Annotated in this window: 13 protein-coding genes; 6 read left to right on the forward strand and 7 right to left on the reverse strand. The window is 54.6% G+C overall.

Annotated features, from left to right (window positions below):
* Nucleotides 1-60: 60 nt before the first annotated feature.
* The 4 genes from VH599_18725 to VH599_18740 all read left to right on the forward strand — a co-directional run bounded on the left by VH599_18725 (nucleotide 61) and on the right by VH599_18740 (nucleotide 6,227).
* The gene (locus tag VH599_18725; GenBank protein ID HEY7350356.1) at nucleotides 61-2,247 is read left to right on the forward strand and encodes a GAF domain-containing protein; all 2,187 of its coding nucleotides are present in this window, start codon (nucleotides 61-63) and stop codon (nucleotides 2,245-2,247) included.
* 237 nt (nucleotides 2,248-2,484) lie between these two features.
* Complete coding sequence (locus VH599_18730) at nucleotides 2,485-3,876, forward strand: cystathionine beta-synthase (GenBank protein HEY7350357.1); 1,392 nt, start codon at nucleotides 2,485-2,487, stop codon at nucleotides 3,874-3,876.
* A gap of 34 nt (nucleotides 3,877-3,910) precedes the next feature.
* Complete coding sequence (locus VH599_18735; protein HEY7350358.1) at nucleotides 3,911-4,153, forward strand: hypothetical protein; 243 nt, start codon at nucleotides 3,911-3,913, stop codon at nucleotides 4,151-4,153.
* A gap of 154 nt (nucleotides 4,154-4,307) precedes the next feature.
* Nucleotides 4,308-6,227 carry an FAD-dependent oxidoreductase gene (locus tag VH599_18740; GenBank protein ID HEY7350359.1) on the forward strand — a complete coding sequence of 640 codons (1,920 nt, stop codon included), beginning with the start codon at nucleotides 4,308-4,310 and terminating at the stop codon, nucleotides 6,225-6,227.
* Here the strand turns inward: VH599_18740 and VH599_18745 are convergent.
* Complete coding sequence (locus VH599_18745; GenBank protein HEY7350360.1) at nucleotides 6,218-6,589, reverse strand: hypothetical protein; 372 nt, start codon at nucleotides 6,587-6,589, stop codon at nucleotides 6,218-6,220. The genes VH599_18740 and VH599_18745 overlap by 10 nt on opposite strands.
* Nucleotides 6,590-6,609: 20 nt before the next feature.
* Nucleotides 6,610-7,662: a hypothetical protein gene (locus tag VH599_18750; protein HEY7350361.1), complete on the reverse strand. Its 1,053-nt coding sequence runs from the start codon at nucleotides 7,660-7,662 to the stop codon at nucleotides 6,610-6,612.
* A 148-nt stretch (nucleotides 7,663-7,810) separates the two neighbouring features.
* Between VH599_18750 and VH599_18755 the strand changes: the two genes are divergently transcribed.
* Nucleotides 7,811-8,479 carry an LON peptidase substrate-binding domain-containing protein gene (locus tag VH599_18755; protein ID HEY7350362.1) on the forward strand — a complete coding sequence of 223 codons (669 nt, stop codon included), beginning with the start codon at nucleotides 7,811-7,813 and terminating at the stop codon, nucleotides 8,477-8,479.
* Between the two features lie 32 nt (nucleotides 8,480-8,511).
* On the opposite strand, the gene VH599_18760 is transcribed toward VH599_18755, so the two are convergent.
* Nucleotides 8,512-10,869, reverse strand: coding sequence for an amylo-alpha-1,6-glucosidase (locus VH599_18760; protein HEY7350363.1), 2,358 nt, complete (start codon nucleotides 10,867-10,869; stop codon nucleotides 8,512-8,514).
* 168 nt (nucleotides 10,870-11,037) lie between these two features.
* A complete protein-coding gene (gene glgB, locus VH599_18765) occupies nucleotides 11,038-13,275 on the reverse strand; it encodes a 1,4-alpha-glucan branching protein GlgB (protein HEY7350364.1) in 2,238 nt (745 codons plus the stop codon).
* Nucleotides 13,276-13,566: 291 nt separating this feature from the next.
* Here glgB and VH599_18770 point away from each other — a divergent pair, with 291 nt between their 5' ends.
* Nucleotides 13,567-14,970: a carboxypeptidase M32 gene (locus tag VH599_18770; GenBank protein ID HEY7350365.1), complete on the forward strand. Its 1,404-nt coding sequence runs from the start codon at nucleotides 13,567-13,569 to the stop codon at nucleotides 14,968-14,970.
* Nucleotides 14,971-15,239: 269 nt separating this feature from the next.
* Here the strand turns inward: VH599_18770 and VH599_18775 are convergent, their stop codons facing one another.
* From VH599_18775 to pyk, 3 genes are all read right to left on the reverse strand, one after another.
* A complete protein-coding gene (locus tag VH599_18775) occupies nucleotides 15,240-16,118 on the reverse strand; it encodes a Rieske 2Fe-2S domain-containing protein (protein ID HEY7350366.1) in 879 nt (292 codons plus the stop codon).
* Nucleotides 16,119-16,331: 213 nt separating this feature from the next.
* Nucleotides 16,332-18,269 carry an APC family permease gene (locus VH599_18780; protein ID HEY7350367.1) on the reverse strand — a complete coding sequence of 646 codons (1,938 nt, stop codon included), beginning with the start codon at nucleotides 18,267-18,269 and terminating at the stop codon, nucleotides 16,332-16,334.
* 89 nt (nucleotides 18,270-18,358) lie between these two features.
* Entirely contained in the window at nucleotides 18,359-19,828 is a 1,470-nt protein-coding gene (gene pyk, locus VH599_18785; protein ID HEY7350368.1) for a pyruvate kinase, read from the reverse strand.
* Between the last annotated feature and the right edge of the window lie 52 nt (nucleotides 19,829-19,880).

Below are 19,880 nucleotides of genomic sequence, written 5' to 3' on the forward strand. Positions count from 1 at the left end.
GGATGATTGTTGACACCAGCCTGCACGCCTCATAGAATGAAGAGATATGAGCATCCTCTGTTGGTTCTCTTCAGGCTGGTGGTCATTGCTATGGTGCTATCGGTAAGTAATATCTTAACTCCTCATTTTGACTGGCTGCTGAGCCAACTGCGCGATTGGAGCGGGGATGGCGCAGCGCCCGAAGAAGGGAGCGATGCTCACCTTCTCTTAGAGGCATTGAGTGCGGACGATATTACTCCCTATCTTCCGCGCTTTGAGCGATCAGGTCAGCGCCTGGCAGAACATGGTGGCAAGCTGGAGACACGTTTGCAAGGGCTTCAGGGATACGCGGATGTTCTCGGTCTGGCGCTGGATGATCTTCTACGTAAGGAAGCGGAGCAGCACGCACAGGTGCAGAGCCGCCTGCGCGCTGTGCTGGCTCAGATTATGGTTGCCCTGGCGCGCGGCTATCAATACGTGGCAGAGCAGTTGGCGCGTGAGGAGCATGAGCGCGCCTCTCGTGGTATGACTCGCCTGGCTGCAATTCAGCGAGTGAATGCCGCCGCTAATTCAAGCCTTGACCTGGACCAGACCTTGCAGCTCAGCGCGCGCGCTGTGGCTGAGGAGATACAGGCGGACCTCTGCTCCATTTTCCTGTATGATGAAGCTCGCCGTGAACTCATTTTGCGCGCTACCAATGGTCCGCGCCCACATGAAGGGGATCATTTTTCGCTGCGTATGGGCGAGGGATACAGCGGTTGGGTAGCGGATAAAGGCCAACCCTTGATTGTTGCGGACGCCTGCGCTGATGATCGTTTTGCCTACGAAGCTGAGGCTTATTCACCAGAGTATCATGGTTTACTCTCGCTGCCCATCATCTTCTTCACGGTCGAGAAGTTGGAGGGGGTGATGAGTGTCCAGACGCGCGAGCCACGCGAGTTCACGCCGGAAGAAGTGGGTTTTTTGGAAGTGGTGGCAGGCCAGCTTGCGATGAATATCGAAAATGGACGGCTCTATGAGCAAACCGACGAGAAGCTGCGGCGCAAGGTGCATGAATTGAGCACGCTGCACCGTGTTTCTGCCATCATCGCCTCAACATTGGACCTGGAAGAGGTTCTGCAAACGATTGCTATGCAGGCTGTGCATTTGAGCGGGGCGGAACGCTCGGCTATTTTCGAGTTGGATGAGCAGATGCAGGAGATGCGCTTGCTGGTGAGCTATGGGCTGGAGAATCCGGAGCCTGGCTGGACTGCCATTAAAGTTGGTCAATGTTGCGCTGGCCGAGCAGTGCAGAACGGGGAGCCACTTACCTCAGTCGGGTGCATGCACACTGATGCCGGGTGCTTTTTGCATACATCGCCGGAATTGCTTCCTGATATTCAGAGTGTGTTGTGTGTGCCGCTTAAGAGCAGAGGGAAGATACGTGGCGTGATTAGTGTTTTCAGCGGCCAACGCTATTCACTGAGTTATGAGCAGATGCAATTAGTGATTACGTTTGCGAATGAAGCGACTGTTGCTATCGAGAATGCGCGGCTGTATGAGGAAACCCGGCGCGGCCTGGCGAGCAAATCGTTGCTCCTCCAGGAGATGCACCATCGCGTGAAAAATAATCTTCAGACGGTGGCGGGAATCCTCTCTTTGCAGCAGCGCCATACGAAATCACCGGCGGTAGCTCATTTGCTGGCAGAGAGCGTGAATCGCATTCAGGGCATTGCAGCCACCCATGATCTGCTTTCTCGTGAGGATGTAGGGATGGCAACCGTTGAGGAGATTGCTCGCAAAATTGCAGTGATCGTTAGCGCAAATCTGGCGCCGCCGGAGTTTCACTTGCGGCTGCATGTCTCTGCTGACACCATCTGGGTACCTTCTCGGCAAGCCACCATTCTTGCCCTGGTGCTTAATGAACTGGTCTCGAATGTGTTCAAGCACAGCTTTATGGGGCGCAGCGAAGGTAGTATTCTTATAGCCGTTTCTCAGGAGGCTGGCTTGGTGACACTTTCGCTTGCTGATGATGGGCCGGGCTTGCCAGCAGGATTTGACGCTGAGACTTCAGAGGGATTGGGGCTTTCGCTGGTGCGTACTCTGGTGTATGCAGACCTGCGCGGGACATTTACCTTGCGCCGAACTACTTTACCCCCTGATCTTTTACGATTAGAGGCTGCTGCTGGTGAGGCGAAAGACAAGCGCGCCGGGGATATGGGGGAGCATGATGCCGAACAATGGACGATTGGAGAGGTACAGTTTCTGTCCAGGGATGTTCACCAGTAGCTTTGTCGGGGATGCTGAAACTGGAAAAGGCAGCAGTGGTAAAGCGTCAGGACCGAATCATAGGCTTTTCTGCCTTGACGTGTGTAGTATGGTACAGGCAGCCGCTCGCAGTGTGGCGAGGCGGCTCGCTGATAACAGCAGTGTTGCTGCCCAGGAACGTTTGGCCCTGGGCGTTCCAGCGATGAAAGGGCTGGCAAGCCGACAACAGGCTTGCTGGAGGCAGGACTGGTACGATAGATGCAATATTATGAGTCTATCCTTGAGACAATCGGGCATACTCCTCTGGTGCGGTTGCCGCGCATTGCCCATAACCTGGCGCCTTTGGTGCTGGGTAAATGCGAGATGTTCAACCCTGGTGGGAGCGTGAAAGACCGCATTGGTGTGAAGATGATAGAAGCGTGCGAGCGTGCTGGACTGCTTCAGCCAGGCGGCACGATTGTTGAACCTACCAGTGGCAATACTGGAACCGGGCTTGCTATTGCGGCAGCGATCAAGGGGTATCGCTGCCTGTTTGTGATGACCGATAAGGTGAGCGAAGAAAAACGCAGCCTTCTTCGCGCCCTGGGGGCCGAGGTGATTATCTGCCCCAGCAGTGTCCCCTCTGATTCGCCGGAAAGCTATCGAAATGTTGCTGCGCGGCTGGCAAAAGAGATCCCAGGCGCTTGTAGCCCGGACCAGTATGCGAATCCAGCGAATCCAGCGGCGCATTACGCGACGACGGGGCCAGAATTGTGGGAGGCCACCGATGGGAGGATCACGGCGTTTGTTGCAGGGATCGGGACCGCAGGCACTATTACGGGGACGGCGCGCTATCTAAAAGAGCAGAACCCAAAGATACGGGTGATTGGAGCTGATCCAGCCGGGTCTATCTATTCTGGTGATACGCCCCGGCCCTATAAAGTGGAGGGGATTGGTACTGATGCGTTCCCGGAAAACTACGCGCCGGAACTGGTTGATGAGGTGATACGAGTTGATGATCGCACTTCGTTCCAACTGGCGCGTCGGCTGGCGCGAGAAGAAGGGATTCTTGCGGGAGGGTCGGCAGGAACGGCCCTGGGGGCTGCTTTGGAATATGGCAAACGGCTAGGGCCTGAGGATGTACTCGTCGTTCTCTTGCCAGATACCGGGCGCGGCTATCTCTCGAAGTTCTACAATGATACGTGGCTGCGCGAGAATGGCTTGATGGAGCCAGCCCCGACTGCTGCCCTGGCAGATGTCCTGGCCTTCCGACGGCAATCGAATCCTGGGATGCCTATGCTGGTGAGTATAGGGCCACAAGAGCCTATTACGGTGGCAATCGAGCGCCTGCACCGCTATGGCATCTCGCAGCTTCCGGTGATTGCTGATGGGCAGGTGGTTGGTAGCCTGACCGAGACCCAATTACTCCAGCATGTCGCCGCTGGCGAGGAGATTTTTGGCCGAACAGTTGCCGATTGGCAGGGAGCGCCATTGCCATCGCTTCAGGAGACGGCCAGCGTACACGAAGCCTACACGCTCTTTGCCAGCGGCCACCCCGCCGTTGCTGTCCACGATGCGCAGCGGCTTCAGGGGGTGGTTGCAAAAAGCGATTTGCTGGAGTTTTGGGCGCATGTCGCCCAGAGCAACCACGAGCCGACCTCGAACCGCTAACCGAGGTTCATTTTTAGAGAGATGGAGAGGACTGATGGCCGAGGCGATCTGTTACATTGAAGCGTTTCCGCATGCTTTGCCGCATCGTGATGAGGCGAAACTGCGCCCTTGTGGGCATTGGGCCTGTGATCCGCATACGATCACGTACTATGGGGTTAGCGAAGAAGACGAGGATGAGGGAGATTACTGCATGGTCTGCTACGCCCGGAAGTTTCCTAGCCTTTGCCCTGATCCTCTCTTGCGTCGCGCCCTGGCGCAAGAGGCGCCCGCTGGATAAGTCGGTGAGGGACATCTAGCGCCGAAAAATACAGTATTTTACCAAGGCGGAAGCCGACCTTCTCCTGTACAATAGAGCCAGAAGGAAAAGTGATTACTTGCAGCGCCGCCTCCCAGGTGGCGCTGCAAGCGGCATCCACGAGAGGAGGACGACGGTGACAGGTGATCTAGCTCTGGTGCTTGATGGCTATCCGCAGTATCGCCAACATTTGCCAGATGGCAAGTGGACGCTGGTGCGCGTCCGACAGGGTGAAGCGGCCAGTAAGCCTGGTGAGATTGGAGTGGCTGACCCTCGCGTTTCTCGCCAGCATGCTGCGATTGTTGTCTGGCGGGGCCGGGCAACCATTCTTGATCTGCATTCGACGGATGGAACGTTTGTGAATGGTCGCAGGATTGATGGTAGAACTCCGCTCATCCCTGGCGACTTGATTTCTGTTGGTGATACCACCTTTCGGTTGGTAGGGACGGCCCAGAAAGAAGTTTTGATTCTGGGTGGTGGATTTGCAGGCGCCTATACGGCGATGGAATTGCAGAAGCTGGTCAAACGCCGCCGCGATATTCATATCAGCCTGATCAGCCAGGACAATTTTTTTCTCTTCCATCCGATGCTCCCTGAACTCGTTTCTGGCAGTATCGAAACACAGCACGTGCTGGTGCCGACTCGGCGCATGAGTCCTGGCGTGACGTTTTATACGGGGTCGGTTGAGCAGATCGATCTGGATAATCGGCAGGTGACGGTTGATCTCGGTTTCGAGAACCGACGCGAGATTGTGCGTTTTCATTATCTGGTGCTGGCGCTGGGGGCGATCACCGATCTTTCGCGTATGCCCGGCATGAGCGAACACGCTCTGCTGGCAAAGACGGTGGGCGACGCTTTTTACCTGCGTAATCATCTGGTGGATATGCTGGAAAAAGCCGACGCAGAGAGCGACCCGGAGGAGCGGCGCAAGCTGCTGACCTTTATTGTAGCCGGTGGGGGATTTTCAGGCGTCGAGGTTATGGCGGAATTATCTGATCTCATTCACGATGCCTTGCCAAACTATCATAATATTGAGCCACAGGAGCCGCGCAAGCTGCTGATCCAGGGGCCTGAGCGTATTCTGCCGGAAGTGAAAGAGAGCCTGGCAGTTTTCGCTACCAAGAAATTAGCAAAGAAGGGCATTGAGGTGCGCGTCAATACGCGGCTGAAAGCCTTGACGCCTGATGAGGCTATTCTTGCCACCGATGAGCGCATTCCCACCCGGACTTTGATAGCTACTATCGGGAACGTGCCTCACCCGTTATTGGCGGCTCTGCCCTGTCAGCGCGATCAACGAGGAGCCGTTATTACAAATGAGTTTCTTGAGGTTCCCGATTGCCCTGGTGTGTTTGCGCTAGGGGATAATGCTTCGGTGCCCGATGTTACGACTGGAGGACGCTGCCCTCCAACGGCGCAGTATGCTATTCGTCAGGCGCGCTTTTTGGCCTGGAATGTTCTGGCGACGATTACCGAGAAACCGAAGCGGGCTTTTAAGTTTGGTGGATTGGGGCAGCTTGCCTCATTGGGGCGTGGATCGGCGGTTGCCCAGGTTTTTGGTATCAAGCTTTCTGGCTTTATTGCCTGGTCTCTGTGGCGGTTTGTCTATCTCTCTAAACTGCCTACGATGGAGCGGCGTTTGCGCGTGGCGGCGGATTGGACGCTTGATTTTCTGCTCCCACGCGATATTGTGCGGCTTCAGGTAGAACACTCCAGTATGGTGCAGCGCCTGCACTTCGAGCCAGGGCAGGTGGTGATCCGCGAAGGCGATATTGGTACACGCTTTTATATCGTGCTTAAGGGCCAGCTAGAAGCGGTGCGTAAACGCGCTGGGGGGGAAGAGCGTCTTGCGCTCATCAAAGAGGGCGATCATTTTGGCGAGCGGGCATTACTGCGACGCGCGCGGCGCGCGGCTACGGTGCGTACTCTGACGCCAGTGGATTTGCTGGCGCTGGAACGGGCTGACTTCATGGCGCTTGCTACCAGTGGGCTGCTTCAGCCGGAGGAATTGGAGCGGGCTGCAATAGGCGAACAACCCGGACACGTACCTCAATCCTGAGTGTATGTATCCTGCTGAGGTTTCGGTCTGGCAGTGCGTTTGCTTTTGGCATGTGGCTTTTTTGTGCTGGCTCTTGCTTTGGCGCGCGGTTGTGTGGATGATGTTTTGAGGGGGGCTTTACTGCGTTCGCGCAGCATCTCAGCTTCAGCCTGGTAGCCATGCTGCGTCAGCCAGTCCAGGGCTTCCGGGTGAAGTTTCTGAAGGGTTGGGCTGCCAGCGATCATCATCCACATGGCATGCTCGACATCACCAGGGAAGCCCTCTTCCCATTGGCCTTGCCCAACTAAGAATTGGCGCACAGCCTCCGGGTTTTTGCTGCGAAGTATGCTGTCGAGTTGGTTGCGAAACTCCGGGTAAGACATAGCGTTTTCCTCATCAGCACTTACCGCTGTGTTGGTATCTTTTCTTCTTGCCGGAAGGAGGGCAACTCAAGCAAGAGTGCTTCCAGTACAAGCCGGGGGTTTGCGTTTTGCTCAAGTTGTTGCAGTGCTTCTTGAATATGCTCGATCATCTGTCTGGCTAGAACAGGCTGTACTAGCCTGACATACTGCTCTCGTTTCTTGTTCTCCTGGCTCGCGGGGAGATTGTAGCCCTCGCTTGAAAGCAGCACGTCGCGCCACCAGAATACCCAGACCGAGAGTAATTCGGCAAGCGTGTCCGTTTCCTGCGCCAACTTTGCCGCGATCTTTATCCGCTGCGTTGGGCCGCTCTCGCAGAGCGTAGCCATGATCTGAAACCAGGAGGCCCGCTGCTCTTCCAGTTCTGGATGCTGGCTGGCGGCGATGGCCCAGCCAGGTCGCCCTGCTGAGAGAATGCTTAGCTCCTGAGCGCGTTTCGCGGCGATGTTCCACCGGGTTATCAGGGCGGCCTCTATTTCATTGGCGCTGACCAGCCCAACGGGTACGATCTGGCAGCGTGAGGCGATTGTTGTGGGCAGAAGCTGCTCGTCGGTAGCCGTAAGAAGCAGCATGGTGTGCGAGGCTGGTTCTTCCAGGGTTTTTAGCAATGCGTTTGCTGCCTCAAGCGACAGCAGTTCTGCATTTGGGAGCAAAAAGATGCTGTGTCGCCCTTCCTGTGGCTGGAGGGCTGCTGCAAGGATTAATGCGCGGATGGGGTCAATCCCTAGGGTCTTCTTGCCATCTTCGGGCCGAATGATGCGCAGGTCGGGGTGGGAGGCGCTCTGCACTTTCATGCAAGCGGGGCATACGCCGCAGGGACTCCCTGGTGGGCTGGCCTGTTCTGCGGTGCAGAGGATCGCCTGGGCGAAGGCGAGCGCGAGCGTTCGCTTGCCAACATGGGTTGGGCCGGTGAGTAAGTAGGCATGGCTGAGGCGTCCGGCGCTTTGAGCATGCTCAAAGAAGGTTTGAACTTGATGATGGCCGATGATTTTCCACATATTGGTATTGTAAGCTACTCTCTGTGGTTCATCAAGCATTCATCTTTAGTTGAGGATTCATGATCTTCCATTCGCTCCTGGGAAGACGCTACAATACTCTCAAAGAGTAGAATCCATAGTGTGGAGAGGCATGGAGCCATCCTTCAGAACTCCTGTTGGTCCACTACCCATTGTGTCGGAGGCAATCATGGGAGGATCATCTTTCGAGCTGCCATTATTTCCGCTCAATGTGGTTCTCTTTCCTGGGATGGTGCTTCCACTTCACATCTTTGAGCCGCGCTATCGTCTGATGATCCACCGCTGCCTTGAGGAAAAAAGCCCGTTTGGAGTAGTGTTGGTTCAGCCAGACAGTTCTCAGGGAGAAGAACATCCCTATCAGGTTGGCACCCTGGCCCGGATTATGACCGCCGAGCGGCTCGATGATGGGCGCTTTAACCTGCTAACTGAAGGCGAAAAGCGTTTTCGTATTCTGGAGGAACGGCGCGACCAGCCTTTCCTGATGGCGCTGGTTGAGGAGTTTGAGGATATACAAAGTGAGCCAGAAGCCCTTGAGGCGTTGCAGCGTAAAGCCGCCAATCTCTTTTGCCGCTATATCCGGGTGATGCTGGCTGTGGCAGGGAGAGAACAACTTCGTCTTGATCTGCCCGCTGATGCAGAAGGGCTGTCTTATTTAATTGGATACTGTCTGGACCTGAGCGATCCCGAAAAGCAGCAGTTGTTAGAGTTGACTTCAACTACCGGGCGGTTGGAGCTTGAGATTGCGATCCTCAAGCGGGAGGAACAAATCTTGCGCCGCATGCTTTCCTCCAATCAGGTTCGCCCCCCCTCCGATGATCCCCACGCCTCATTGAATTGAAGCGTCTATTCCTCAACCGGGAACTGGCTGTTCTACCCCTTGCCGGGTTCTATCTCCTGAAAGGTTTCTTGAAGCGCCTCAGACGTTGTTGAACTCTCTGAGGATAAACTCGCTGTCCCTTCTGCGACTGTTTTGGCGCTGGCGGGCGTCGCAGGCGCTGCCAGCAATTTGATCAGGCGTGCCTCGCTCGGATTGAGGACGAACTCAAGGCGTTGCTCAGCTTCAACCAGTGGGGTCTTGACCTTCAACTGCACCCCCTGGCGTTCATCGGCGCCGACAAAAATCACGATTTCACTGCCGCGCTGGAAGCCAAGAACATAGGTATTGCACTCCAGCCAGTCAGTAATATCGCGCTCAAAAACCTCCTGGGGATAGGGCGTGTCTACAGCGCGATCAGTATATAAGATACCGCTATAGACAAAGTAGCTGCATTTATCGCCCCAACAGGGGATATTGCGTACTGCGCACCATTGCCAGGCTTCTGGAAGGTGGGGCTGGATGCGTAACGCATCAATTCCGGGGCGTACCCCCAATAAGCCATCAATGATGAGCCAGAGATAGGTAGGAGCCACCCAGGGGCTTTGCGCCATACCTCGGCTCTGGAAGTTTTCGCCATTCAAGCACTCAGGGAAAGCGCCAGGGACGACGTTCTTATAGTCTTTGGGAACAGGAACCTCTGAGATGCGGTAGATGTTGTGCATGGCCTCGATCATCTTTTCCGGGTAGTCCAGGCGGCTGCCATAGGCTACCCAGGCTGTGAGATTGGGCCATATGCCTCCCTGGAGTCGCATGGCAAACTCAGGATCATATTCGGGTTCATGTTGCCCAACAGTGCGAACCCCGAAATCGGTCCAGAACTCAGGGGAGTAGAGGACGTTCAGGATGGTCTTACGCATGCGCTCATCGGCTACTCCAAAGAGGACAGGGAAGATGAGGTCGCCAGTCACGAGATGGCGCTTGTTGCCGTTGTTATCAATGTTGAGTACATACAGTCCGGTCACTTCAGATACGAGCTGGCGGTTGATCTCGTCTTTCAACTGAAGCGCCGCTTCTAAGTAGGATTGAGCCAGGTCTTGATCGCCCATTGCTTCACAGCAACGGCCTGTCAAGCGCAGCGCCATATAACATTCGGCGTTGATTTCAGTGACGGCTCCGCTGATTTGATATTCGGGGATCATATTGCGCCAGGAGGCGATCCCCCAGGCGTTAGACTCTTCAGAGGTACACCAGACCAGTCCTGCCCGCCGCTGAGCGAGAATCCAATCAGCGGCACGTTTGACAGTCTCGTACATCTCTTTCAGGAACTCTTTGTCGCCGCTGAGGGCAAAGTGATGATGAACGGCGAAGATGAAAAGAGGCGTGTCGTCGTTAATGTTCAGGCCATAATCGTTCGTGGAAGGAGGAGTTTCACAAGCAAGCAGGTACTCGGTTAATTGGCCGGTTTCCTCTACTCCGTATTGTTGGGTTAAGCGGAGCATTCCTTGCGAGAAGTGAGGGGTAATGTAGTCGGAGCCAATGCTAAACCAGGCGACGTCGCGCACGACGAGGATGTCCTGGGGTGGGTCATTAGTAAAGCCGTAGCCATTAGGATAGAGCTTCTCTTCGCGGAGGATGTTGACTTTGGCCCACCTGACCGCCCGGTTGATTATGGGATCGGGAACCAGGACATCGCTTCGGGCGATGATTTGTTCGGCTGTCGCATTGGTGGTTTCGAGGATCGCAGCATAATCTGTACTCTGTTTATAGCGGGCAAGCGCGTCTTCAACCCCCTGACCAGAAATAGTCATGATGAAGGGAATCTCCAGTTCACCACGCCCTTCAATTTCAACGAGATAGTGAAGGTCGGCGCTTCGGGCGTCGAACGAACTCTGCTGTGGAGACATCAAGGGTGTTCCTAAGATGCGTACCTCGTTGGGGTGTCCCAGCGTCTCGGTGATGACGAGACCATCTTCAAGGCGCGATTGCACTTTTTTATTTTTTTGAGTCATATCTGGCAGTTTGCTGAACTCTGGCAGCATAACCCAGGGGTATTGAATGTGAGGGTGGATGTTGACAGTGATCGGCTGCTCACCAAAGTTACGCAGACGAACCAGTGTATAGGCGACTTTCAGGTCAGGGACACCGAGGGGAACAAAATAGGTCTGCTGGATTTCTATGTCATTCAGATGATAGGTGGTTGTCTGGTGTGTGGCGCGAAAGAAGGTGCGTTCGGCTGGGATCGGCTGCTCATCAACGCTGTAGCGCATTGCCCAACGTCCGCAATAGAATTGGTCGTCTTCGGCGCACCAGAGTCCGGCGAGGTTGGAGTATTGGTCGGCTCGGCTAAAGAGTTCTCTATTTCCATAGTTGGCGCCAGTGCGCAGCTTGGATACTTCATACTCGTAGAGCATGCTCTGCACAGTCACTTGCTCCCCCAAGGTTGGGCCACATTCGTTGGTGGTCTGTTTTGACTATCGTAGTCGTAAAGCTCCGCTGAGTATAGGAATGTTCTCGCCGGGATGTCAACAGACAGGCTACACGGCGGCTCGTCTCTCTCTTAGAGACTGCTTGCTCCTGATTCAGATTTCTACTTTGGCGCGTGGCTCTGGTTTCATGACGATTACCGCCAGGGGCGGAAGGGTTAAGGTCAGCGAGCAGGGTTGGGCGTGTGAGGGGATACCCTCAGCTTGAATTCCGCCAAGGTTGCCGAGGTTTGATCCACCGTAAAGTTCTGAATCGCTGTTGAGTCTCTCCTGATAGAGACCTGGCATTGGGACACCAAGGCGATAATCGTAGCGGGGTACCGGGGTGAAGTTGCAGGCAAAGAGGAGGAAGTCCTCCTGATTCCTGGCTTTGCGGAGAAAAGCGACGACGCTGTTATCAGCGTCACGGAAATCAATCCAATCAAATCCTTGCCAGTCTGTGTCAACCTCATAAAGCGATGGCTCGCTTCTGTAGAGTTGGTTGAGGTCTTGTACGAAGCGTTGAAGCTTCTGGTGGGATTCATACTGCAACAAATGCCAATCCAGACTGGCCTGATAGTTCCACTCGTGCCATTGCCCAAATTCGCCCCCCATGAAGAGTAGTTTTTTGCCAGGATGGCCGTACATAAAGGCATAGAGTGCTCGAAGGTTGGCAAATTTCTGCCAGAGGTCGCCAGGCATTTTGTCGAGCAGTGAGCGTTTCATATGCACGACTTCATCATGTGAGAGCGGCAGAATAAAGTTTTCTGAGAAGGCGTACATGAGCGAGAAGGTGATGCGATCATGGCGGTAGCGTCGGTAAATAGGGTCAGCTTGAAAATAGTCAAGCAGGTCGTGCATCCAGCCCATGTTCCATTTATAACTGAAGCCTAGCCCGCCAACATACGTTGGCCGCGAGACCATAGCCCAGGCCGTTGATTCTTCGGCAATGGTGAGGATACCGGGGTGATAATGATGTGTTAGTTCGTTCAGTTGTTTGACAAAATCAATGGCTTCCAGATTCTCACGCCCACCGAAGCGGTTGGGAATCCACTGCCCTTCTTCGCGTGAGTAGTCGAGATAGATCATTGAAGCAACAGCGTCCACTCGCAGGCCGTCAATGTGGTACTTTTCTAGCCAGAAGAGGGCGTTTGCTAGTAAATAATTGCGTACTTCATTGCGACCATAGTTATAGATCATCGTTCCCCAGTCGGAATGTTCGCCCTGACGGGGATCAGCATGCTCATAGAGGTGGCTGCCATCAAAGTAGACCAGGCCATGCCCGTCTTTGGGAAAATGCGCGGGAACCCAATCTAAGATGACGCCAATGCCTGCCTGATGACAGGCATCAACCAGCATGCGAAACTCGTCGGGAGAGCCAAAGCGGCTGGTGGGGGCATACATGCCAACGGGTTGATAGCCCCAGGAGCCATCGAAGGGATGTTCGGTGATGGGAAGGAACTCTACATGGGTGTAACCCATCTCTCGGACGTAGGCCGGTAGCTGTTCGGCCAGTTCACGATAGGTGAGAAATCGCTGGCCCTCTTCGGGTATACGCCGCCAGGAACCAAGATGTACTTCATAGATTGCCAGAGGAGCATCGAGCGACTGGTGTTTTGGGCGCGCGCTAAGCCAGTCTTCATCGCGCCACTGGTATTGTCCCAGGTCATAGACAACAGAAGCTGTCCCTGGACGCAGTTCGGCAGCAAAGCCGTAAGGATCGGCGCGCTCTGTGTAGTAGCCCTGCAAGTTTGAGACGAGGGCGTATTTGTATCGCTCGCCGACGCCAAGGTCGGGTATAAACAGTTCCCAGATGCCTCCATCGCTGCGCCTCTGCATGGGGTGGCGCCGTCCATCCCATTGATTGAAATCGCCGATGACGCTGACGCGCTGGGCGTTGGGCGCCCAAACGACGAACTCGACGCCCTTGACGCCTTTCACCTCACAGGGGTGTGCGCCCATCTTCTCGTAGCTTTGATGATGTTGACCTTCGCCCAGCAGGTGGAGGTCATAAGCAGTCAGCAATGGCTCAAACGCATACGGGTCACGAAGGGATATTTCTCGCCCATCTGGCTCAACGATGATCAAACGATAGTCAGGGATTTGCCGAATCTTGGGAATCATCACCTCAAAGAACCCTTCGGGCGCAGTGCGGCGCATGGGGTGGCGTTTTCTGGGAGGCTTTGCGATCTCTACCGATACGGTTGCCTCGCTGGATGCCTGGGGCAGAAACGCGCGAATGATCAGGCCAGCTGTCCCATCTTGTTCGGTCAGGTGTGGGCCTAACACTTGAAAGGGCATGCCGTGAATAGCATGAATGATGGCGTCAATCTCACCGTAAGCAGGCGCCTGCATAGCTCCTTATGGGCCAGCCGCACTGGATGCGGAGCGTATAATCGTGCCGGCAGCGGATTATACGCCTGCCCATACCTCCTCTTCGCTTCGAGCCGACTCTATAAAAGACAATAGAAACACCATGTATGGAAAAAGCCTTTAAGGGCTAAGAGCATACGGGGAGCATATGACTCTTCTCTTATAGCATACCCCACACCGAACATTCCTACCAAATTGCGGTCTATTTCTGCTTGCAGATGATCAGCTCGGAGTGGTAGGGTAAGCACATATCTATCCTCAAAGGAGCGAACAATGACAGCGCCAACGTCCAACGTTCTGACTTTTACGCGAACAGATGCCGAACTCAACGAACTCTTTGAGCGAACACAGGAGATCTGTGATCTCGGGAGTCTGCTCTCCCTGGTAGGGTGGGATCAGCAGGTCAAGATGCCCCCTCAAGCTAATCAGATACGCGGCCCTCAACTTGCTACCTTCCAGGCACTGCTGCACGAGCGTCAGACGGCTCCGCGTATTGGTGAGTTGTTGGATCAGCTAGAGCAACGTATCCAGGGCAATGGCTATACTGATGCGGATCGTGGCATGGTACGGCTGGTACGGCGCAATTACGATCAGGCTACGAAAATCCCTGCTGCTCTGGTCAGGGAAATCGCTGAGGCGACATCAGAAGCCTGGGGCGCCTGGGAACAAGCCAAACCTGCCAACGACTTCGCCTCATTTGCGCCCCATCTGCGCAAGGTGGTGCAGTTGATGCGCCAGGTGGCCGACCACCTGGGGTATCGCGGCTCCCCCTATAACGCTCTGCTCGACCAATATGAGCCTGGTATGACGCTTGATACGCTCAACCCCATTCTGGACCGGGTACGCGATGCGACAGTTGATCTTTTGCGGCGTATTCAGGAGTCTGGTCGCAAGATAGATACCAACTGTTTACATGGGAGTTTCGATGCTGCCAGGCAGCTTGATCTCTGCAAAGAGGTGCTGGAGAAAATGGGGTATCGCTTTGATGCCGGTCGCATGGATCAATCGTCGCATCCGTTCACGGGGGGCGGTGGCTCGCCTTTTGATGTGCGTGTTACTGTTCGCGTTGACCCCACATACTTCCCGGCTGCGCTGATGGCAGCTATCCACGAAGGCGGTCATGGCGTTTATGAGCAGGGCAGCGATCCTGCGCTGGCTCGAACGGTTCTGGCTGGTGGCGCTTCGATGGGGCTGCATGAATCTGAGTCGCGGCTGTGGGAGAACTATATTGGCCGCTCGCTGCCGTTCTGGAAATATCATTTTGGCCTGCTGACTCAGGCTTTCCCTGACACGTTTGCCCATCGGCATGTGGATGAGTTGGTTCCGGCGCTCAACGAGGTCAAGCCGAGCTTTATACGTGTTGAGGCGGATGAAGTAACCTATAACCTGCATATCATCATCCGCTTTGAGTTGGAGCAGGGGCTGATTAACGGAGAGATTGATGTAGCCGATCTGCCCAGCCTCTGGAACCAGAAGTATCAGGATTATTTGGGGGTAACTCCGCCGACGGATACCCTGGGTGTTCTTCAGGATATTCACTGGTCGAGTGGCTCCTTGGGTACTTCCCAACCTATACGCTGGGCAATCTGTATGGGGCACAAATCTATCAGACCTTGCGCCGCACCTTCCCAGATTATGACCAGCGTCTGGAGGCGGAGGGAACAGGCTTTATCCTGAGCTGGCTGCGCGAGCATATGTATGCTTATGGTCAGGTGTACTCGCCCGGCGAGGTGGCGCGCAAGGTGACTGGGGAGGAGCTGAATCCAGAGTACTTTGTGCAGTATGCGAATGCAAAGTTCGGCGCGCTCTATGGATTGAGTGTTTAACTGCTGTTTGCTGGCTACGTAATTTCAGCAAGGATGACCAGGAGGGGAAGCGCCATTATGCTCTGTGGCGCCTCCCCTCCTGGTTTGTGATGTCATCTTTCGGCGCTTCACGAGGGCTGGTCAGGGACGCCCTTCTGTTTTTCGCACTTCTATTTTGCCGTTGCGTATCCGAACGTCAAAAGAGGGTTCATCTATCGTTGCCGGTCCACCCTGGACATGACCATCTTCTAATGAAAACTTGGAGCCATGCCAGGGGCAGACGATCCGAGTATCCTGAAGTGTTCCCTCATTGAGTGGTCCTCCTGCATGAGTGCAAGTAGCGGTGAGGGCATAGATGTTCCCGCCACGCCGCACGAGCATCACTGGCGTCGTACCAACCATGACGCGGGCTGGTGTATCAGGATGGAGTGCGGCATCGTCCATTACTGAGGTAAACTCTTCTGGCGCTTCCAGCCAGGCAGCATGGTTGACGCCCGTACCCTGAACGAAAACAAGTTCTCCGCCCAGGTATCCGGCGAGAATGACAGCGCCGTAGCCCAGGGCAGATAGCAGTATTCCCGTGCCTCGCCGTTTGCGCCTGCGCTGGACCAGCGAGGCTGTGTAGAGCGTCAGTGCTGTGGTATTGAGCAGCCCGTGTAGCAGCCCTATTCGTCGCTCGCGTCCATAGGTTTCTTGCCAATCCACCAGGCCCGTTAAGGCTGATGCAAGCGCGCCGCCCAGGCCAATTCCTAATGTGGCATCAGCGCCTTGCTGGATACTGCGATTACCCCCCAGGCTGAATACGTCTAGTAGCAGTGAGGCGCTCCAGGAGCCAAGAGGGATGTCTGTCAAGGCGGGATGCAAGGGGTGGCCGAGCCACGTCCCATGTAGAGCATCTTTGACGGTACGGGATGGCCCCTCGCGCCTGGCAACTTTGCCAATCGCCTGTTGTAGTGCGTCGCCTGTTGGCTCTAGCCACTGCTGCTGTTCAATTACATCCTCTATGAAGGCATGCGCCATAAACAGATTTCTCCTTTTTGGCTCTTCTGTGGAACACTGTGGAAACCTGTAGCCGCTCTCTTGTGATCCTGATTTGGCTTGCTACCAGGAAGATGGATTGCCAAAGGCAAGAGAGTGCGTATAAGGAGGGTTTTCTGCACAGAGCATGCCAGGCGTGGGGAGACCACGCCCAACGAGCGCGGAATCGTCCATAGCTTGTTTTGCATGGTATGGCTACATGCCAACAGTTGATGGACTCTGCCAACGCTTGATCAGGTGCGTGACTTGCCCGCCAGGGCCGGGGCTGAGGCGAACCAAATCAGGAGCCAGAGTATGTGCTATCTGGCTATCCTCGTCCACAATAATGGTGTCTCGTGGTCGCAAAATCTGCCAGAATTGGAAGATGGCATCAGGCGCTTTAGAAAGATAGACGTAATGGCGTTTGACGTTCTTTTCGCGGGCGATGCTTTCCGCCTCACCAAAGGCTTGCTTTGCTGGCTCGTCTTCAAAGTAGGGGTCAACAGTCTCGAAGAGCCGTGGAGCCTGGGTGCGGGTTGATTGGCCGCGATAGACAAAGACTATAGCCCTGTCATCTGCCTCTGCACATGCTGCGCGAGCCACAGCTTCGCGCCCTTCTGAAGCGTCAGGTAATACCGCAAGTACTGAACCAGGGATAGGGGCGTGGATTTCTGTTGGGTAGACCATTGGCCGCCCCCGCTTTGCGAGGCGCTGATAATTCCAATATGCGATGCCCAACCCGGCAATCGTGACACTGCCCCCGAAAATTGTGGCTGGGATTTTAAAGATAAGATTGGTTGACCAGGCGAGTATAACAATCGCTGTTGTGACAATGCCAAGCACAAATATGGGCGTAGAAACAGGGGCGACTATTGGGTTTTGTGTCTGCGGCAGGATAGGGTGTAGCCCGGTTATATTGCTGAGATTTCCTGCCTGCGCCAGCTTCTTGAGTCTTTCCCTTTCTTTGTGCCGTCGGCGTTCACGGGAGCGCACAATGTCCAGGCCGAGGCAGGTCAGACTGAAGGCGCCAAGTAAACCAAAGGCATACATATCACCCAGAATGATGATGTCACCCCGCACGACGATAAGGATCAGGATTGGAATGCCGGTGGCGAGAGCAATAGAATAATGAGGTGTCCCTCGCCAGGCGCTGCGGTGTTCTACGAAATTAGGGAAAAAGCGCATGCGCGAGAGCGCCAGGAAGACATGATAGGTTCCAATGATGGCCGTATTGCTGGCAAAAATGAGGAGTGCTGAGGCGCTAATGGCGACTTCGATGCCCAATACCTGGCTGTATTTACCACCCAAAAGGGAGATGAATTGGTTCGGGTCTACATTGGCTGCGTTTTGGAGCAGGGTTGTAGAGAAGAGAGTCAAAAGTGGACTGGTGATGCCAATAGTCAGGACTACCAGCAGAAGTGCCAGCCTACCGGTGCGTTTGCGAGGGATCTTCATGACGGGAGAGAGCTGTGAGATGCTCTCCAGACCGGAAAAGGCCAGGAAGGCTCCGGCGAATCCTGTCAACAGCGTCAACCCTGTTAGAGGTTTTCCAGAGAACATCAGGGGGATGGTGTTCAGGATTGTCTGGATTGATTCATGAGTGAATATTTCAATCAGGATGGCAATATCACTGATAAAAGCGATAACTGCGCCAACGGCGCTGACGATGGCGCTCTCGCTGATCCCCCACCAGTTTAGCAGCCCTAATAATGCCAGTACGATAAGAGTTATCGGCAGCACCATTGGACCAACATGAGGCGCTACGACACTGAAGTAGATGAGACCTGAGAGTGAGCTGATGGCTGCTGTGAGGAAGTAGTCCACCAGGATGAACATGCCACCCAGGGCGCCAACCCAGGGCTTCATGGCGTTTGCTGAAACAGTGACGACGCCCCCTCCCTGTGGGTAGCGATAGGTCACTTCAGAGTATTTCAGTGTCAGGAGGACGAAGACGGCCATTGTCAGGAAGACAAAAAAACCGGCAAGCTTGCCAACCTGACCGTAGAGAATGCCAGGTACGTAGTAGACCGAAGTGCCAATGTCGGCAAAGACAACGGCCCAGCAAAGAAAAAACCCTAGCCTGCCGTAGTTCTGTTCGCCTTTGCCATTATGGCTAGATGAGGCGTCGGGTGCGGCGGTGTCCTGTGAACTCATGTTCTTTTTCTATTCCACCCAGAATCACACTATTTTGTTGTGCTTTGTGCGAGATACATTGTCGCATATCATGGCAAGGGATAAACTCATCACACTTGATGCAATTTGATGAAGTTGGTTCTGGCCTCGGCTGCAATTGGCATTCCTCCCATAATTACCACTTTTTCCCCTGCTTGTACTAACCCATCCTGTGCCAAACGACTACTCACCTCGGTTATTAGTGCTTCGGTACTGTCCATTAAAGGGATCATGCGAGGTATTATACCCCACCAGAGCGCGAGTTGCCGATAGATAGCATCCGACGAAGTATACGCAATAATGGGAACATCCGGGCGTTCTTTCGAGATCAGGCGCCCTGACCTGCCACTGCGGGTGAAGACTACAATGGCCTCTGCCGCTGCCTCTTTCGCTAAAATATGCGCAGCACTGCTCACTGCATGAGCGAGTGTTGGCCTCTGGCGGCGAGTATGCTGCGTTTTTGGCCTGCAAGCAGGCTCAGTTTCTCTAGCGATGCGAGCCATCATCTCTACCGCTTCAACAGGATACAGGCCGTTGGCAGTTTCCTCACTTAACATAATCGCATCGGTACCATCCAATATGGCATTCGCCACGTCGCTCACTTCGGCTCGCGTTGGGCGAGGCTGCGTTATCATTGACTCTAGCATTTGCGTAGCGGTAATGACTGGAAGGCCAAACTCGTTTGCCCGATCAATGATGCGCTTTTGCGCTAAAGGAACCTTTTCTGGGGATAGCTCGACTCCGAGGTCTCCTCGCGCAACCATAACTCCATCGGAGACTTCGAGAATAGCATCCAGATGGGTGATGGCTTCTGGTTTTTCCAGCTTGGCGATGATTGACGGTTGTTTTTGAGGTTCTTGTGACGCGCTAGCGTGTTTTATTGCATCGGATGTTTTGCTAACAGGTAAAGTCACCGCATCGGCGATAGCAATACGCGCTGCTTGAATATCACTCGCCTGGCGCACAAAGCTTACTGCGACAAAATCAACTCCCTGAGCTATTCCAAAGTGTAAATCGGCGAGGTCTTTCTTGGTAAGGGCTGCCGCGCTTACTACGACTCCAGGGAGGTTGATCCCTTTGTGTTCCCCCAGGACTCCTCCATGTAGGACGCGGCAGTGTACCTCAGTCTCGGTCGTCTCAATGACCTCTAGCTCCAACAACCCATCGGCCAGGAAAACATGCGCGCCTGGCTTCACATCGTTGGGAAGGTGCTGGTAGGTCGTTGAAACTCTGAGCGCATCACCAACAAGGGACTGTGTTGTGAGCGTAAAGGATGCGCCGCTCGTCAAGTGTACTGGTTGATGATCACGCAGGACTCCGGTGCGGATTTTGGGGCCTTGCAAGTCCTGGAGAATGGCGATTGGCTGGCCTAGCTTTGTTGCAAGCGCGCGAATACGGGCGATGACCTCTGCATGTTCGGCAGGTGTGCCGTGTGAGAAATTGAGGCGCGCGACATTCATTCCGGCCAGAATCAGCCGCTCTAAGACAGCTTCACTTTGTGAGGCTGGGCCGATGGTGCAAACGATCTTCGTAGAAGGCATCAATCAAACTCTCTTGCTTGGGAATCGCCTACAAATGGCCTGCTGAGCTACT

The sequence above is a fragment of the Ktedonobacterales bacterium genome, from assembly GCA_036557285.1.
Lineage (GTDB): Bacteria > Chloroflexota > Ktedonobacteria > Ktedonobacterales > DATBGS01 > DATBHW01.

What these genes read in the sequence shown, in the direction of transcription:
- VH599_18730 (HEY7350357.1), top strand. Translation starts at nt 2,485, where the DNA reads ATGCAATATTATGAGTCTATCCTTGAGACAATCGGGCATACTCCTCTG.
- VH599_18735 (HEY7350358.1), top strand. Translation starts at nt 3,911, where the DNA reads ATGGCCGAGGCGATCTGTTACATTGAAGCGTTTCCGCATGCTTTGCCG.
- VH599_18745 (HEY7350360.1), bottom strand. Translation starts at nt 6,589, where the DNA reads ATGTCTTACCCGGAGTTTCGCAACCAACTCGACAGCATACTTCGCAGC.
- VH599_18750 (HEY7350361.1), bottom strand. Translation starts at nt 7,662, where the DNA reads ATGCTTGATGAACCACAGAGAGTAGCTTACAATACCAATATGTGGAAA.
- VH599_18755 (HEY7350362.1), top strand. Translation starts at nt 7,811, where the DNA reads ATGGGAGGATCATCTTTCGAGCTGCCATTATTTCCGCTCAATGTGGTT.
- VH599_18760 (HEY7350363.1), bottom strand. Translation starts at nt 10,869, where the DNA reads ATGCTCTACGAGTATGAAGTATCCAAGCTGCGCACTGGCGCCAACTAT.
- glgB (HEY7350364.1), bottom strand. Translation starts at nt 13,275, where the DNA reads ATGCAGGCGCCTGCTTACGGTGAGATTGACGCCATCATTCATGCTATT.
- VH599_18770 (HEY7350365.1), top strand. Translation starts at nt 13,567, where the DNA reads ATGACAGCGCCAACGTCCAACGTTCTGACTTTTACGCGAACAGATGCC.
- VH599_18775 (HEY7350366.1), bottom strand. Translation starts at nt 16,118, where the DNA reads ATGGCGCATGCCTTCATAGAGGATGTAATTGAACAGCAGCAGTGGCTA.
- VH599_18780 (HEY7350367.1), bottom strand. Translation starts at nt 18,269, where the DNA reads ATGAGTTCACAGGACACCGCCGCACCCGACGCCTCATCTAGCCATAAT.
- pyk (HEY7350368.1), bottom strand. Translation starts at nt 19,828, where the DNA reads ATGCCTTCTACGAAGATCGTTTGCACCATCGGCCCAGCCTCACAAAGT.